At 43.7% G+C, this 14,744-nt stretch carries 16 protein-coding genes and 1 pseudogene; 3 read left to right on the top strand and 14 right to left on the bottom strand.

Annotation, left to right across the window (positions count from 1 at the left end; translation table 11 throughout):
• Positions 1-16 precede the first annotated feature (16 nt).
• From NFS31_RS21885 to NFS31_RS21855, 7 genes are all read right to left on the bottom strand, one after another.
• Complete coding sequence (locus NFS31_RS21885; RefSeq protein WP_251499978.1) at positions 17-1,411, bottom strand: relaxase/mobilization nuclease domain-containing protein; 1,395 nt, start codon at positions 1,409-1,411, stop codon at positions 17-19.
• Positions 1,360-1,701 (bottom strand): plasmid mobilization protein, encoded by a 342-nt coding sequence (locus NFS31_RS21880; RefSeq protein WP_251499977.1) that lies wholly within the window; start codon positions 1,699-1,701, stop codon positions 1,360-1,362. Before NFS31_RS21880 ends, NFS31_RS21885 begins: the two co-directional genes overlap by 52 nt.
• 325 nt (positions 1,702-2,026) lie before the next feature.
• Positions 2,027-2,359, bottom strand: coding sequence for a hypothetical protein (locus tag NFS31_RS21875; RefSeq protein ID WP_251499976.1), 333 nt, complete (start codon positions 2,357-2,359; stop codon positions 2,027-2,029).
• Positions 2,356-3,288: a ParM/StbA family protein gene (locus tag NFS31_RS21870; RefSeq protein ID WP_251499975.1), complete on the bottom strand. Its 933-nt coding sequence runs from the start codon at positions 3,286-3,288 to the stop codon at positions 2,356-2,358. Before NFS31_RS21870 ends, NFS31_RS21875 begins: the two co-directional genes overlap by 4 nt.
• Positions 3,289-3,341: 53 nt before the next feature.
• Complete coding sequence (locus tag NFS31_RS21865) at positions 3,342-4,370, bottom strand: DUF6017 domain-containing protein (protein WP_251499974.1); 1,029 nt, start codon at positions 4,368-4,370, stop codon at positions 3,342-3,344.
• Between the two features lie 92 nt (positions 4,371-4,462).
• Positions 4,463-5,566: a site-specific integrase gene (locus NFS31_RS21860; RefSeq protein WP_251499973.1), complete on the bottom strand. Its 1,104-nt coding sequence runs from the start codon at positions 5,564-5,566 to the stop codon at positions 4,463-4,465.
• A gap of 19 nt (positions 5,567-5,585) precedes the next feature.
• Complete coding sequence (locus NFS31_RS21855) at positions 5,586-5,780, bottom strand: DNA-binding protein (RefSeq protein WP_251499972.1); 195 nt, start codon at positions 5,778-5,780, stop codon at positions 5,586-5,588.
• Between the two features lie 227 nt (positions 5,781-6,007).
• On the opposite strand from NFS31_RS21855, the gene NFS31_RS21850 reads away from it, so the two are divergent.
• The 3 genes from NFS31_RS21850 (at position 6,008) to NFS31_RS21840 (ending at position 7,742) form a co-directional block, all read left to right on the top strand.
• Complete coding sequence (locus NFS31_RS21850) at positions 6,008-6,439, top strand: hypothetical protein (protein ID WP_251499971.1); 432 nt, start codon at positions 6,008-6,010, stop codon at positions 6,437-6,439.
• A 64-nt stretch (positions 6,440-6,503) separates the two neighbouring features.
• Positions 6,504-6,968, top strand: a complete 465-nt coding sequence (locus NFS31_RS21845; RefSeq protein WP_251499970.1) for a helix-turn-helix domain-containing protein — start codon at positions 6,504-6,506, stop codon at positions 6,966-6,968.
• Between the two features lie 72 nt (positions 6,969-7,040).
• A complete protein-coding gene (locus tag NFS31_RS21840; protein ID WP_251499969.1) occupies positions 7,041-7,742 on the top strand; it encodes a TIGR02391 family protein in 702 nt (233 codons plus the stop codon).
• A gap of 108 nt (positions 7,743-7,850) precedes the next feature.
• Here the strand turns inward: NFS31_RS21840 and tuf are convergent, their stop codons facing one another.
• The 7 genes and pseudogenes from tuf to NFS31_RS28395 all read right to left on the bottom strand — a co-directional run.
• Positions 7,851-9,044: an elongation factor Tu gene (tuf, locus tag NFS31_RS21835; protein WP_251499968.1), complete on the bottom strand. Its 1,194-nt coding sequence runs from the start codon at positions 9,042-9,044 to the stop codon at positions 7,851-7,853.
• Between the two features lie 195 nt (positions 9,045-9,239).
• Positions 9,240-11,360, bottom strand: coding sequence for an elongation factor G (gene fusA, locus NFS31_RS21830; protein ID WP_251499965.1), 2,121 nt, complete (start codon positions 11,358-11,360; stop codon positions 9,240-9,242).
• Positions 11,361-11,375: 15 nt separating this feature from the next.
• Positions 11,376-11,846 carry a 30S ribosomal protein S7 gene (gene rpsG / locus NFS31_RS21825; RefSeq protein ID WP_251499962.1) on the bottom strand — a complete coding sequence of 157 codons (471 nt, stop codon included), beginning with the start codon at positions 11,844-11,846 and terminating at the stop codon, positions 11,376-11,378.
• Positions 11,847-12,091: 245 nt separating this feature from the next.
• Positions 12,092-12,511, bottom strand: a complete 420-nt coding sequence (rpsL, locus tag NFS31_RS21820) for a 30S ribosomal protein S12 (protein WP_160227673.1) — start codon at positions 12,509-12,511, stop codon at positions 12,092-12,094.
• A 446-nt stretch (positions 12,512-12,957) separates the two neighbouring features.
• Positions 12,958-13,446 carry a superoxide dismutase family protein gene (locus NFS31_RS21815; RefSeq protein WP_251499960.1) on the bottom strand — a complete coding sequence of 163 codons (489 nt, stop codon included), beginning with the start codon at positions 13,444-13,446 and terminating at the stop codon, positions 12,958-12,960.
• Between the two features lie 121 nt (positions 13,447-13,567).
• Positions 13,568-13,975 (bottom strand): hypothetical protein, encoded by a 408-nt coding sequence (locus NFS31_RS21810; RefSeq protein WP_251499957.1) that lies wholly within the window; start codon positions 13,973-13,975, stop codon positions 13,568-13,570.
• A 99-nt stretch (positions 13,976-14,074) separates the two neighbouring features.
• Positions 14,075-14,242 (bottom strand): annotated as a pseudogene (locus NFS31_RS28395) (CHC2 zinc finger domain-containing protein); the annotation flags it as partial.
• Between the last annotated feature and the right edge of the window lie 502 nt (positions 14,243-14,744).

The following is a 14,744-nucleotide window of genomic DNA, read 5'->3' as shown; positions in this document are numbered from 1 at the left end:
TTATCCTCTCTCTTTCTTATAAGCTAATATCATGTTTTTTATTAATTTTTTCTTTTTCCTGTGTATCTCTCTCACGCCCTAAATACTGCCTTATGTTTTTCAACTGCTTATCCGCTTCCGTCGCTTCCTTTTCTGCTGTCTGATATGTTTTCTTCAGTTTTGCCTTTTGCACTGTCATTGCATCATATTCCGCCTGCATCTTTTCCACATCTAGTGAAGCAGTCTTTATCCCATACCGTTTCAGCATATTTTCAGCGCCGCCAAACAGAATAATCTGTGTTTCATGGCTTCGGAAATAAGCATCCTGATCCGTCGCTTTCTCATATCCTCTCTGGTATTTCCTATTTGCCATATACTGTTTTACGTATTTTAGAATTTCCGCTTTGGCTTTCATCTCACGTTCCAAGTCTACGATTTCACTTCGTGTCGTTTTTGCTGTGGCATTTTTCTCTGCAATTTTCCGTTCCAGTTCCTCTACAGAACCGCCCTCTGCATAACTCGCTGCAGCAATCTTTAAATTCTGTATATCCGCCCAATGTTTTAACGCACCATTCTCCTGAAGCTTCTCCTGATCCGTATCAATCAAAGTACGCTTTGCATCCGGTCGCTTCGGAAAGGGAAATTTCTTTTTTACGGGAAATTTTTCCTGTGTCATTACACGTTTTTCAATCCGCTCTCTGATTGCTTCTTTCGTATATCCCACACCGAAATTACTTTCACTGACACGTGTAAATCGGCTCTGTCCCAATGCGCAAAATGACAGATATTTCAATGCATTGTCTCCAAAAATTTCCCCTTTTACCTCATATCCCTTTGTCTGCATCCGGCTGATAAAATCTTCATAGCTGTGTGCTTCACGAATGGCATTGTCCATATCAGATTTCATCTGCGCTTTCCATGAAGTTCCCGACTTTGCAATCTGCCACTCATAATGTGTCATGCCTTTTTGCCTTGCCGGAATAATAACCGACAATCCATGTTCTCTGCAAAGTTCATCTGACAGATTTCTAATATGACGATAAGTGCGCTTGCAGTCATTATATTTTTTATGTTCTACATTATCAACCGCACAGAAAATAATATGATTATGGCAGTGTTCCTTGTCTATATGCGTTGCAATAACGTAACTGTATTTATTTTCTAACAGCTTATCCGCCAGCTCCATTCCCACCTGATGAGCCATATCAAAATCCACTTCTCCGGGTGCAAATGACTGAATCAGATGAAACGCCTGCTTATCACCTATACCGGAAGACTTTGATAACGCATCCATAAAATCATAATGCGCTGTCTCTATCCCACAGGCAAAGGAATCTATCAAAATCTGTCCATCTGTTTTTTCCGGATTGCAGATATATTTTAATGCTTTCTGTACGGTTGCTTTGATAGCATGGATTCGTGTGTATGCCATACCTGTTTCATCAGCTCCTTTACTTCTTCTATGTCATCCTGATAAGTGTTACCCGTAGAACTTATCCTTGCCGCTATCTGGTTCAGGCTTTTGCTGATTCTGCTTAGATTGACATTGTAATCATGCAGTTCCGAGTAATCTACAAAATAAGTATATCCGTACAAAATCAAATGCCGAAGATAATCATTTTTGTTCCTGTACTCTGCATTTTTACATTTGGCATCTAAAATATTCTTCTCATCATCACTCAAGCGTAAAATAAGCTGGTTGTTTCGTTTTCGTTTTTCCATTCTCAACCTCCAACATTTTATAGATTGGTAAAAAATTGGTGCTATTGTTTTCTTGTTCCGCATTCTATATGCATTTCATAAGGGGTTAGGGGATTTTTCCCTTACAAGCGGATTGGATATCCATTTTGCAGATGTGTAAACGATGAAAAACCACCATTTGGATATCCGAATCCAGTGCTTGATATTCTACCAAAAACCTTAAACAAAAAGAGCAACAAGTCTAGAAACATATTTCCCGATTCCTTTGGACAGTTCCTAAAATCAGCCATTTCCCCAACTTATTGCCCTGTCTGCTAAAACTACTCTTATTTCTGCTATTTTTTCCTCAAAACAATTCCTCCAGCACATCTAACACATCTTCACTGATTTTTGGCAGATGATTGTCCACTTTTTCTGCCAATTTCCCCATTTCTACCGTAGGCAATGCAGTTTTCCCTCGCAGCAGGTTCCCCATCTCGCTTCTGAAACGCTTCCAATAGTTTTCAGATATCTCCGCTTTATTCTCTGCATCCGCATTTTCAAAGTAGCGGATAAGCGACTTGATTATGACTTTTGAATAAGTCTTCTCCACCGACCTGTTCATTGTCTGCATATAATCCCATGCTTTCCTATGTTCTTCTTTATCGAGATTGAAGCGGATGTTGATATTTTTTATCATGATGCCTTTCCTCTACTCTGTGTCCGTTTCAAGGTCTGTAACGCCAATACCTCATACCTCTTTGCCGTTGCACAGATATCCTGAATAATCACTACTTTGTCCACATCATATTCTGAAAAATTCTTTATTAAACAGCCGCCACCGCCTATTACATACAGTTTCATCAGATCGGGATTATAGCCATATTCCCGCAGTTTACTGAATACCTGTTTTACATAATCCTTTGCCACTTCTGAAATTGCCTGTATGTACCGTTCGGGAATATCGGCAGTTCCTTTCCGAAACACTTCCTCAATAATATGATCTGGAACCTCGCACTGACAGTTTCGCATAACCTCATTTTTTGCCTTTTTCATACACTGATACACGCCAAACTGCTCTGTGAAGATTTTGCCCGCTAAAGGTTTCCCATTCTGCATAAATGCCACATTCATTGTTCCATTGCCGATATCTGCCAGCACGGTATTTCCTCTGATATCCCCATCATAATTGATAAATGCGGCATATCCCTGTGGATGAATGGAAACATCTGCAATAACCACATGATAGGATTCTCCGTTATATTTGAAGCGTACATCCTTCTCACACAGCAGATATTCCCGAAAACTTTCTTTCTGTTCCTTTACCCAAAACAGCGGCACTCCGGCTGCCAAATGAAGAATTGCCTCATTTTTTCCTCTGAATTTGAGTTCCTCTGCAACAGCCGCAAGCGTTAAAATCCAATAATCCTCATCATTGATTTTCTGTACTTGAAACTCCTTATGCCCGCCGCCGATTCCGTATTCTTTTCCTTTGTACTCTAATGCGTTTGCTCCCAACTGCACCTCTTTTTCCACGCTGGCAGCAAAAGCCCTATGCGCCGTTTTCATGTTTCCATATCCATGATCCACGCCTAAAATCAATTTTCCGTTATAATATAATTCCTGCATAATACATTCCTCCAGTCTTTTTAACGTTTCTTACTACAATACGAGATTGCTTTCTATACCTCGTTTCTTCCATTACCGTACTCATAATAATTTACTTCCGCGCTGTAATAATTACTAATTGTGTTCGGCGCATTATAAAGTGCTGTCAGCAGATATGCCTTGATATTTGCTATATGAGTGGTAGTCTTTTCCATGCTGTCTAAGACATAACGGATATGCCCTGAATTGAGCTTTAGAAATTTCCCTTTGACTAACTCATATGGATAATCTACACCGCTGATACGAATACTTTTTCTTTGGACTGCCACTACATCTACGATGATTTCTACCAGCTCGTCCAACAATTCATACTGATATTTCATATCCGCTTTCAGAATCTCATAATCTATATTTTCTTTCACAATCTGCGTATAAATCTCTATCGCATCCATCTGATCCATATCTGTTTCTCCCTGATTGATGGATAGATAATCTTTATTAGTAATCTCTATGATATTCTTTGTATTTGTCTCCCCTTTCAGGGAGAGACCTGTCGCCTTTGAAGTCGTACCCTCCCTCTTTTCAGGGATGCCCCTCTCTCCTTCTACGGATAGAGGTATCTCCTTTGGCGGGGAGAGTGTATTTTCCTCAATCTCTTCCGGAAATGTTACTTCATACAGCCTTTGGGGAATTAACTCAATAAACAGCACATTATTCAAAATCTGTCCCCTTACTTGGATTGTTTTGAAGATACGTTTGATAATTCCCATTTTCTCAAGAGCTTTTACCGCCTCTGTTGCCTGCTTCTTTGACAATCCGAAAGTGTCTGCGATCTGATCATAGCTACGCTGTAGGTAATCATCACGGAATTTCTTTTTCATACCAATTAACCGTCCGCTTTCCTCATCCCGTTCTTCTTTTGGTCGATACCAATATACGATATCAGCTAAAATGTGAATCGCATTATTATGCGGCGCACCATTCGGGTATCTGATTGTCTTAAACCACACCATAGGAATTACATTTCCTGTAAAATTCATGGTTCCAACTTTATCCACAATGGGATTTCCTGTTGAATACCGGAATGTCTTTTTATATCCCATCCTTTCCCTCTTTCCGCAATTTATTATTTACTTCAAAGAGAGCCTTTGTTATACTGAAATTGCAGTTTGAGTATAGTAAGGCTCTGCTTTGCTTACTCCGAAATGCCCTTGTTACCAGCAGGGGCATTTTCTTTTATTCCTGCCATCTTGTCCAGCATATCCGCTACCTTTTCCTGCTCTGACGGATATAAATGTCCGTAAGTATTTAATGTGATCCGAATATCTTTATGTCCAAGACGTTCTTTAATAATCATAGGCTGGACCCCAAGATGTATGAGATAGGCGCAGCTTGAATGTCTCAGGTCGTGGACACGGATATATTTGACTCCCGCTTTATCCGCATGGCGTTTCATCACATGCTGTACCGCCTCCGGCACAACTGCAAAAATCCTTTCATCTGCGGGCAGCTTATACATAGATGCCATATATGCTTTTAACTCTTCCGCCAAAAATTCAGGAATAATCACCGTCCGCACAGATTCCCTTGTTTTAGGTTCTGTAATCTCGTCTTTTCCCTTATGCCGGAAATATGTCTTAGTAATAGATATTCTCCTGTTTACCGTGTCAATGTCCAATGCAGTGAGCGCTAGGGCTTCACCAATCCTGCATCCACTGTAAAACAGCAGATCAAACAAAACGTGATACTTACTCCCCAAGTCAAAAGTTTCGATAAAACAATTAAATTCATCTAATGTCCAAAATTGTAACTGCTTTTTATCTGCATCTGCCCTGCCCATGCGCTTTACTTTCGTGCAGGGATTATCTTTCAAGTTGTAAATCTTTGTAGCATGGGTAAATAGAGCTGTCATTTGATTTTGAAGCATACGCTGATAGGTTTCCTTAAATCCTTTGGACCGTATCTCGTTCTGCCACTGGATAATATCTGCTGGTGTAATGCCATCCATAGCCTTATTACCTAACAACGGAATAATATGATGTTCAATCATGTAACGCTTATTCCGAATCGTGCGCTGTTTCAACTCGCCGTCTTTATCCCTGAAATATACCTCTACAAAATCCGTCAGTTTCATGTTCATATCTGTTTTTGACGCCAACAGCGTATTGCGTTCCCATTCCAAGGCTTCTTTTTTACTCGCAAATCCCCGTTTCTTCTTATGTTTTTTCTTGCCCTGCCAGTCCTCCACCCATATCTGTGACGTCCATGTGCCTTTTTCCGTATCTTTAGATACTGCCATTCTACAATCACTCCCTCCTTTATCCGATATTTCTTTTTCCGAAGTAAAATCTTTCACTCCAATAGGTACGTGGTACTTTTGCCTGTACCGTCATATATCCGGCAGCCGCCAATTCTTCGTTAAGCTGACGGATAATGCGATACCCCTTCTGCTTTGACACGCCCAACTCCTGAGCGACATTATCAACAGTCATCATATAGTTTGTCTTTTCCATGTCAGTTCTCCTTTCGCATTATATTTTCTCTAATTACGCATTTCGTATTTAGATTGATCTTTTATTATTACTCATTGCGTATTTTGTCAATACTATTTTAAAATTATTTTTTGATATTTACGAATTGCATAATACGTTGTGCGGTGTTATAATATACAAGATAACTTTTCTATTTTTGTCACTAACGTGGCAATCAGTATACTGTATGAGGAAAATAGCATAAGGAAATGGATGAATTAATGGATAGAGATCAATTTAAGCTTATACACAGCGAACTAATTCAACAAGTTCAATGTATAGAAAATAATTTGAAGATAATATATGCCGCAATGTGCAAAGGAAATTTTAACAATAATTTAAAATCCGTTGAAAAGATGAACTTGGGTAAGATAGCGAGAGACCTTGAAGAACTCGACAATAGTGATGATATGCCTGAATTTTCTGAAGAAGAATACAACACGATAGATGAAATCAGGGAAATAAGAAATTATTGGTGTCATCAGTGTTACTTAGATTATATCTATATCGAAAATGATTATGAGCGGGAGAAAGCATTTCAAAAAGTTGCTAAAAAATTGCATTATGACGAATATAGGACATATGACTTATTTAAAAAAACGGAAGAAATGCGTTTGATTATTATAAGAAAATATAGATAATGTAGAGAATGTTTATGTTTATGAGAATGAAATAAAAAATTTGAACAGAAAGGAATACATATTTATGGGTTACGGTCAAAATCTAAAAGATATTTTAGACAACAAAGGCATGACAGTAAAGGAACTTGCGCTAAAAGCGAAAATCGCTCCCACAACGCTTTATTCGATTATCCAGCGAGACACTGCTATCCGTTTTGACACTGCACTTAGAATTTCTAATATATTGGATATCCCCATCAGTTCTATCTGCAAGGATAACCCCTATGACGATATCGAAACCTTACCAGCACTTCCGTCTGACAGCGAAAAGCGGAATATCAACAGTCACAAGAACGCCTATATATCAGATCGTACCGCCCGCATCTTGAAAAAGTTTGATTACACAGAACTGCCTATGGTGGATGAGTTGATTGCAGATTTATATGTACTGGACGATATCACCAGACGCGATCTGTTTGAATATGCTAAAATGCTGAAGAAAAATCATACTTCTCCCGAGAGAGCCGCTGATTTGAAGGATATAAAATAGAAATAGTATTACACTTAATACATCAACAAATATGGAAAGGGTAACATTATATTTTGTTATTGGTATATACATATGAATGAACATCTATATTTTCTTTATAATTGGTTTAAAGAAATTGATTGTGATAAAAATTTTCCTCACATTCTTTTTCTAAATGCCGACATAATAATTGTTAAAGATCATCTTAATCATTTAAGTCAAGATATAAGCCAGACTGACCCCTTTTACAGCAAAGAATTTATGCGTCTAAAAGACCGTTTATTTAATTCATTCGGTGTAAATCCTGCTATTCATGGGATGACATTTGGTTATATTACTTCCTTATATGAAAAACAAAAACATCCTTTCAATGATATATGGGATTATATTCACCCAAAAATCCAAAAGGTTTTCAAAGGACAATATCTCTCTGGATTCTATGCAGATGCGGCTGAAAATGCTTTTAAAGAAATCAACGCACGAACAAAACGCATATATGCAAATGCATGTCCAAATACTCCTATTCCGGACGGTGCCGCTGCAATGACAAGAGTATATTCTTCAAACAATCCCATTGTAGAATTTTGTGATAGACATACCGAGAGTGGACAAAATACTCAATTAGGTTTTATGAAAATGGCTGAAGGTGCTATGATTGCATTAAGAAATCCAGTTGCGCATGAGAATCTAAACATGTCCCAAGATGATGCAATGCGTCAACTCATGTTTGCAAGTATGATAATGTATAAGATTGACGAAGGTGTTATTCATTCGGGTATTACTGAACAAAAATAAAATATCGTAGCCATTTTGTAGCCACTTTAGTTCTCTAAAGTGGCTTTTCACATAAAAAGGCTTTCGGAGAAATCTCCGAAAGCCTTGATTTTGCTGAATAAATTGTAATTACTCGATGATAGTAACCACACGACCAGACCCAACAGTCCTACCACCCTCACGGATAGCGAAACGAAGACCCTGCTCCATAGCTACCGGATGGATCAGCTCTACCGTCATCTCTACGTTGTCGCCAGGCATGCACATCTCTGTGCCGGCCGGTAACTCGCAAACACCGGTAACGTCAGTGGTTCTGAAATAGAACTGCGGACGATAGTTGTTGAAGAACGGTGTATGACGGCCGCCCTCGTCTTTGGTCAGAACGTAAACCTGAGCCGTAAATTTCTTATGGCACTTTACGGAACCCGGTTTTACCAGACACTGGCCTCTCTGGATCTCGGTTCTCTGAACGCCGCGGAGCAGAGCGCCGATGTTGTCGCCGGCCTGAGCCTCGTCAAGCAGCTTGCGGAACATCTCAATACCGGTTACAACAACCTTACGGATATCCTCGTGGATACCAACGATCTCAACTTCGTCGGAAACGTGAAGCGTACCACGCTCTACACGGCCTGTGGCAACTGTACCGCGGCCGGTGATGGAGAATACGTCCTCTACAGGCATCAGGAACGGCTTATCCGTATCACGAACCGGATCCGGAATATAGCTGTCAACTGCATCCATCAGCTCAAGAACCTTGTCGCCCCACTCGCAGTTCGGATCCTCAAGAGCCTTTAATGCGGAACCCTGGATAACCGGCGTGTCGTCGCCCGGGAACTCGTACTCGTTCAGAAGCTCGCGGATCTCCATCTCTACCAGCTCAAGAAGCTCCTCGTCGTCAACCATATCGCACTTGTTCATGAATACTACGATATAGGGAACGCCTACCTGACGGGAAAGAAGGATGTGCTCTCTCGTCTGAGCCATAACGCCGTCTGTAGCAGCTACTACCAGGATAGCGCCGTCCATCTGAGCCGCGCCGGTAATCATGTTCTTTACATAGTCAGCATGGCCTGGGCAGTCAACGTGCGCATAGTGCCTCTTGTCTGTCTCATACTCAACGTGCGCGGTGGAGATCGTGATTCCACGCTCTCTCTCCTCCGGCGCTTTATCGATCATATCGAATGCAACAGCCTCGCCGGTACCCTTTCTCTCGTGGAGAGTCTTGGTGATAGCGGCTGTCAGTGTCGTCTTACCATGGTCAACGTGTCCGATGGTACCAATGTTGCAATGCGGTTTGGTTCTTTCAAACTTTGCTTTTGCCATTTTATATCGTTCCTCCTTAATCTGCGCCCACTAAGGCTTATAATTTATGTTAGGCTGTCTCTTATTATATTCGATTAGAACACATTTTTCAAGCCTATATTTACCTTTCCGGGCAGTTTTTGGGCCCGGAAAGGATTTTTAATGATACGATTGGTTGTTTATTTGTAACAGTCCGGTTTTTCTGAACTGTTATGTTTATTTCTCGCTCTTTCCTGCCAGAACCTTCTCCTGTACGCTCTTGGGCACCTGCTCATATTTCTCAAAGAACATGGAGTAGTTGCCGCGTCCCTGTGTCCTGGAACGCAGGTCTGTGGAATAGCCGAACATCTCGGCAAGCGGAACGTATGCTTTTACCATCTTGCCGCCTCCGATATCCTCCATACCCTCAATGCGTCCGCGGCGGGAGTTGATGTCTCCGATGATATCGCCCATATATTCTTCCGGCATGGTTACTTCCACCTTCATGATCGGCTCAAGGAGAATCGGGTTCGCCTTGCGCATGGCATCCTTGAACGCCATGGAGCCTGCGATGTGGAAGGCCATCTCAGAGGAGTCAACCTCATGATAGGAGCCGTCGAATACATTGGCATGAACGCCCAGCACCGGATATCCGCCGAGAATACCGGCCTTGGTGGCCTCCTCGATACCCTCGCCGACCGCCGGGATATATTCCTTCGGAATTGCGCCGCCGACAACGGTGGACTCGAACTTAAAGGTTTCCTCGCCGTTCGGATCCATGGGCTCGAAGTGAACCTTACAGTGTCCGTACTGACCGCGTCCGCCGGACTGCTTCGCATACTTGCTGTCAACATCCACAGCCTTGGTAAAGGTTTCTTTATAGGCAACCTGCGGCGCTCCGACATTCGCCTCCACATGGAACTCGCGGAGCAGACGGTCTACGATAATCTCCAGATGAAGCTCGCCCATGCCGGCGATGATCGTCTGTCCTGTCTCCTTGTTCGTGTAAGCGCGGAAGGTCGGATCCTCCTCGGCCAGCTTTGCGAGGGCCTCGCCCATCTTATCCTGGCCCGCCTTGGTCTTGGGCTCAATCGCGATGTCAATAACCGGCTCCGGGAATTCCATGGATTCCAGAATAACCGGATGCTGCTCGTCGCAGATCGTGTCGCCTGTTGTGGACAGCTTAAATCCAATCGCCGCCGCAATATCGCCGGAATACACCTTATCTAATTCCTGACGCTTGTTGGCATGCATCTGCAGGATACGGCCAACGCGCTCCTTCTTGCCTTTTGTGGCGTTTAACACATAGGAACCGGAATTGAGCGTGCCGGAGTACACACGGAAATATGCCAGCTTGCCCACAAAGGGATCGGTCATAATCTTAAATACAAGCGCGGAGAACGGCTCCTCGTCAGAGGAATGCCTTTCTGTCTCATTTCCGTCCAGATCCGTTCCTTTGATGGAAGGGATGTCCAGCGGAGAGGGCATAAACTCAATCACAGCGTCCAGAAGCTTCTGTACGCCCTTATTTCTGTACGCCGTTCCGCAGCATACCGGAATCGCCTGGCACTCGCAGGTGGCCTTTCTCAGAACCTTTTTAAGCTCCTCGTTGGAAGGCTCCTCGCCCTCCAGATACTGCATCATCAGCTCGTCGTCCAGCTCACAGATCTTTTCTACCAGCTCGGTGCGGTACAGTTCTGCGTCATCGGCCATATCCTCCGGGATATCGGTGATGGAAATATCATCGCCCTTATCATCATTATAGATGTAGGCCTTCATATCGAACAGGTCAATGATTCCTTTGAAATCATCCTCCTTGCCGATCGGAAGCTGTAAGCAGATGGCGTTCTTGCCGAGTCTTGTGCGGATCTGATCCACGGTCCCGTAGAAATTCGCGCCCAGAATGTCCATCTTATTGATGAACGCCATACGGGGTACATTGTACGTGTCCGCCTGACGCCATACATTCTCAGACTGCGGCTCCACTCCGCCCTTGGCGCAGAATACGCCCACCGCGCCGTCAAGCACGCGCAGGGAACGCTCTACCTCAACCGTAAAGTCAACGTGGCCTGGAGTATCGATGATGTTGATGCGGTGCTCCAGAGCGCCTTCCTTGGGCTTGCAGTTTTCCTGCTGCGTCCAGTGGCAGGTGGTGGCTGCGGATGTGATTGTGATACCTCTCTCCTGCTCCTGGGCCATCCAGTCCATGGTAGCGGTTCCTTCGTGCGTATCGCCAATCTTATAGTTTACGCCGGTATAATAGAGGATTCGCTCGGTCGTCGTCGTCTTGCCGGCGTCGATATGAGCCATAATACCGATATTTCTGGTTCTTTCTAACGGATATTCTCTTTCAGCCAAAGCTTTTTCCTCCTATTAGAATCTGTAGTGGGCAAACGCCTTGTTGGCCTCTGCCATCTTATGCATATCTTCCTTCTTCTTTACAGACGCGCCTGTATTGTTCGCCGCATCCATAATCTCCTTCGCAAGCCTCTCCTCCTGCGTCTTCTCGCCTCTCTTACGTGAGAACATCGTAAGCCAGCGAAGGGCAAGGGCCTGCCGTCTCTCCGGCTTTACCTCGATCGGCACCTGATAGGTGGCGCCGCCGATACGTTTTGCCTTAACCTCGAGCACAGGCATGATATTATTCATGGCGCTCTCAAATACCTCAACCGCGTCCTTGCCTGTGTCGGCAGCTACGCGCTCAAATGCGCCGTATACAATCTTCTGCGCAATCCCTTTTTTGCCGTCCAGCATGATGTTGTTGATTAATTTGGTAACAACCTTATTGTTGTACAGCGGATCTGCTAATACGTCTCTTTTCTGAGTATGTCCTTTACGTGGCACGTTACTTCCCTCCTTAATATCCGCCCCGGCCAGGGCCCGGGCTTTTCATTAGATCTCAGGTACTCGCATGAATCGCCTGGCAGGTATTCCTCTTAAAGCCAGCGCCTCCTTACCAATGAAAGCGCCGCTCAAGTCCAGGCAATCTCCCGCGTTTCGTGCTGGTTCTATGATTCCCTGCAACCCACAGGATCAATATCAAAGTCCGGCACTGCAATTCTAAATATCCAAGAATCTTACCTGAATGATTATTTCTTATCTTTCGGCCTCTTTGCACCGTACTTGGAACGGGCCTGCTTTCTGTTGGCTACGCCTGCAGTATCAAGAGTACCTCTGATGATGTGGTATCTTGTACCCGGAAGGTCCTTCACACGGCCGCCACGGATCAGAACAACGCTGTGCTCCTGTAAGTTATGTCCCTCGCCCGGGATATAGCTTGTCACTTCGATTCCATTGGAAAGACGAACCCTGGCGATCTTTCTGAGAGCTGAGTTCGGCTTCTTCGGCGTAGCAGTCTTAACGGCTGTGCAAACGCCTCTCTTCTGCGGTGCGGAAGCGTTGATAGCTCTCTTCTGTAAAGAGTTGTATCCCTTCTGCAGGGCAGGAGCAGTCGATTTTTTTTCAGATGTCTGTCTTCCCTTTCTTACTAACTGGTTAAATGTTGGCATCCTTTTCACCTCCTGTGATATTGTCTGTGGTTGCTTTATAAGCTTTTTGCATGCGTGGAGAACCTCTGATTTTGCACGCTTTCTTATTATATCCAGTTTGTTTGAGGGTGTCAAGGGATAAAATAGAAAGTTTTGTTACTTTATTTTGGGGGAATTGGTGGTCATGGCTTAGCTGAATGAGGCGTGAATATATTCTGCCTGAAATGGGGCGTGAAAAGGACGCCAGGGACAGCGTCTGTATCCAACGGAACCCCGCTTCCGCTCGGAGAAAAGCGCAGCGGACGCTAAGCGCCGGCGGTTTTCTACGGATTCCTTATGGATACAGACGCTGTCCCTGGCTGTGTTACTGGCAGGCTATAGGCTGGTTGGTTGTTCGCCGGTACTGCTTTAGCGGATAAAGCAGACGCCATATAGTAATTATTGCGCGCCTGAAAGCGCATTATGATTTATGCCGGCCGGATTTCTCCGCAGGCTATCATCGGCCCGGGATTTCCGGAGGGCTGGGTGGTAAAGTCATCGGGATGCGCGTGGATAATGACGTATTTTCCGGTTATTTCTTCTATATTGAAGCGTTTGTCGTAGAAGGCCGTCCAGGCGTAGCCCTGATTTCCGAGAAGGGGGAGCAGATCGCCTGCGTGGCCGGGGTGGGGCTGGTTTGCAGGGTTGAAATGGCCGTTGATATGGGAAAATTTGTCCTGGCAGCCGCTTCCGTTGTGTATATGCATGGCGTAGAAATTGGAGGAGTTCTGTATAGTTACGTTGGGGAGGCCGAATATCTCTGCCTCTACCAGAACGCCCCCGTACGGCGTTTCATAAAATTTCACGAGGCCGGAGAGCTCCGGGGCCTCTGCGCTTCCCCGCACCCAGGCTGCGGCCCGGGGGGTTGTGTTTTGCAGAAGATAGATAAATGACAGACGTGGGGTGGGATTTTGCATAGGATGGAAATCCTTTTTCTTTTATGGTATGCGGCTGAGGGGAATAACGTGTTTTTCCCAACAAAACCATCCATTCGATACCGTTCTGGATAAAATTAATATACTCTTTCCAGCAGTCATATTAATTTCGGAACATGCCTTTCCCGGCCGTATCTCTGCCGTTCAGGACGTCCATATTGATCTGGTATGCGAAGCTGACTGTCTCTGTCTGTTCCTGTGAAATGCCCAAACCCGCAATCTTTCCTTCCGTATCCCGAATTGTTATAATTAAGCCCTTTTCAGCATAATAATCCTCGTAATGCGGCGTTATATCCCGACGCCTGAACGGCGCCTGGGCCAATAGTCTCGCACGCCTGAATTTTGAAACCTCTTCAATATCTTCGTCCGGCTTCAAAGAATTTTTCAGTTTTGAAGCATCCGCAAAAAATACGCCCCTGGTCTCTAAAAAATTGGCGCCAAGCGCCCTTGAATTCTCCTCCAGCGAAGCCCTCTCTTGTTTTGTCATGTTACTATAGATACGATACGCCATACTGTATGCGTCTTCCTGAGAGACTGTATTTCCTTTTGTCAAATATGTTCCCTTTTTTACCAGAAGCTCAGGGAATTCTTTCTCAAACCACTGAATGGTTTCAGTAAATCCCAAATCTAATTTTTCACTGACAAAATCGATATTATTCCAGCTATGATTACAGGAATAACAATATGCTGTATTATTATCTGCATAAAGATGCATAGATGGAGCCGTATCGTGATGAAACGGACAATTACACCTGTCGCTTCCCGAACCATCGTAGATGATTTTATTTAATTTTTCACAAACTTTGCGTATCGGTATTTCTCTTTTATATATTTTGAATAAGAATGAAACCAGATAAGGATAAAACCCAGAAATATATTCAACTTTACTTGCCGAAAGAATATGTCTTTATCAAAATAGTATTTTCGGAATGTCCACAGTGATAGCGAGCATCGGATTGTGTCAGCCACATTCCCAATTACAAATCTTTTTGAGAAAAAGATAGAATAACATCAAACGGTATGTTATAATTTTTGCGTTGCTCACCGAAACCTGGCAACAGGAAGGAGGTGTCGGCGTTGGATATTTTCATTTCTTTTTTAATCGCTGTTGCGGCTGGTGTAGCTTGCCACTACATCATCAAATGGTTAGACAGCAATGACAAGAGCAACAAATAACCTACTGGGTGCTTTGCCAGTATAAAACCTGAATCCGTGAAATTGGTTGTTTTATGAAGCCAATCCTAAATCTGATTGGCTTACTCTTGATAAATTGTCCTTCA

The sequence above is a fragment of the Otoolea muris genome (assembly GCF_943193115.1).
In the GTDB taxonomy this organism is placed as follows: Bacteria; Bacillota; Clostridia; order Lachnospirales; family Lachnospiraceae; genus Otoolea; species Otoolea muris.
The sequence above is the reverse complement of the archived record's forward strand: the minus strand, read 5'-3'. Positions and strand labels throughout refer to the sequence as shown.

Excerpts from the sequence above, each read along its gene's own strand:
- NFS31_RS21880 (WP_251499977.1), bottom strand. The coding sequence starts at position 1,701 with ATGGAAAAACGAAAACGAAACAACCAGCTTATTTTACGCTTGAGTGAT.
- NFS31_RS21840 (WP_251499969.1), top strand. The coding sequence starts at position 7,041 with ATGAATGAACATCTATATTTTCTTTATAATTGGTTTAAAGAAATTGAT.
- NFS31_RS21875 (WP_251499976.1), bottom strand. The coding sequence starts at position 2,359 with ATGATAAAAAATATCAACATCCGCTTCAATCTCGATAAAGAAGAACAT.
- NFS31_RS21810 (WP_251499957.1), bottom strand. The coding sequence starts at position 13,975 with ATGGCGTATCGTATCTATAGTAACATGACAAAACAAGAGAGGGCTTCG.
- NFS31_RS21850 (WP_251499971.1), top strand. The coding sequence starts at position 6,008 with ATGGATGAATTAATGGATAGAGATCAATTTAAGCTTATACACAGCGAA.
- NFS31_RS21860 (WP_251499973.1), bottom strand. The coding sequence starts at position 5,566 with ATGGCAGTATCTAAAGATACGGAAAAAGGCACATGGACGTCACAGATA.
- NFS31_RS21855 (WP_251499972.1), bottom strand. The coding sequence starts at position 5,780 with ATGGAAAAGACAAACTATATGATGACTGTTGATAATGTCGCTCAGGAG.
- rpsL (WP_160227673.1), bottom strand. The coding sequence starts at position 12,511 with ATGCCAACATTTAACCAGTTAGTAAGAAAGGGAAGACAGACATCTGAA.
- NFS31_RS21845 (WP_251499970.1), top strand. The coding sequence starts at position 6,504 with ATGGGTTACGGTCAAAATCTAAAAGATATTTTAGACAACAAAGGCATG.
- tuf (WP_251499968.1), bottom strand. The coding sequence starts at position 9,044 with ATGGCAAAAGCAAAGTTTGAAAGAACCAAACCGCATTGCAACATTGGT.
- NFS31_RS21865 (WP_251499974.1), bottom strand. The coding sequence starts at position 4,370 with ATGGGATATAAAAAGACATTCCGGTATTCAACAGGAAATCCCATTGTG.
- NFS31_RS21885 (WP_251499978.1), bottom strand. The coding sequence starts at position 1,411 with ATGGCATACACACGAATCCATGCTATCAAAGCAACCGTACAGAAAGCA.
- NFS31_RS21815 (WP_251499960.1), bottom strand. The coding sequence starts at position 13,446 with ATGCAAAATCCCACCCCACGTCTGTCATTTATCTATCTTCTGCAAAAC.
- NFS31_RS21870 (WP_251499975.1), bottom strand. The coding sequence starts at position 3,288 with ATGCAGGAATTATATTATAACGGAAAATTGATTTTAGGCGTGGATCAT.